The sequence below is a fragment of the Nocardioides sp. CPCC 206348 genome (genome assembly GCF_048654705.1).
Classification (GTDB): Bacteria; Actinomycetota; Actinomycetes; order Propionibacteriales; family Nocardioidaceae; genus Nocardioides.
The window spans coordinates 129623-130338 of sequence record NZ_JBMCZA010000210.1 but is presented as its reverse complement, the minus strand read 5'-3'; the positions used below and the strand labels follow the sequence as shown (position 1 = coordinate 130338).

At 71.8% G+C, this 716-nt stretch carries 1 protein-coding gene; it reads left to right on the top strand.

Going from position 1 to position 716, the window contains the following annotated elements; all coding sequences use genetic code 11:
* A partial coding sequence (locus tag ACOADB_RS21590; protein WP_378603367.1) for an alkaline phosphatase D family protein occupies positions 1–716 on the top strand: 716 nt, incomplete at both ends.

The window sequence follows — 716 nt, the reverse complement described above, 5'->3', positions numbered from 1 at the left end:
TGGTCCGCCTGTCGAGCGGCGGCCTGCTGCGCCGCACGATCCGCGGTCGCTGGGCCGATCCGCGCACCGACTTCACGGCCCGGATGCACCTCACGGGGCTCGCGCCCGGTCGGGAGTACGACGCCGAGGTGTGGTTCGAGACGCCCGAGGGGGAGCGGAGCGCTCCCCAGTTCCTCTCCTTCGCCACCGCCCCGATCCACGGGGCCGCGCAGACGATCGTCTGGTCCGGGGACACGAACGGCCAGGGCTGGGGGATCGACCGCTCGCGCGGCGGGATGACGGGCTACCGCGCGATGCTCGACCTGCGTCCGGACCTGTTCATCCACGTCGGCGACACGATCTACGCCGACGAGCCGATGGAGTCCACCAAGCTGCTGCTCGAGAACGGCAGTACCTGGCAGAACGAGCTGACCGAGGAGGTGATGGTCGTGGCCGAGACCCTCGCCCACTTCCGGGGCCGGCACCGCTACCCGCTGCGGGACGAGAACGTGCGGGACTTCTACGCCGCCGTACCGTCGGCCGTGCAGTGGGACGACCACGAGACCTGCAACAACTGGTGGCCCGGCGAGACGATCGACGACGAGCGCTACACCGAGCGCCGCGCCGACGTCCTCGCCCTGCGGGGACGACGGGCGTGGCAGGAGTACCAGCCGGTGCCGGTGAAGCGCCTGGTGCCGGCCGACGGCGACGGCTTCGCGCCGACCCGGCTCTATCGG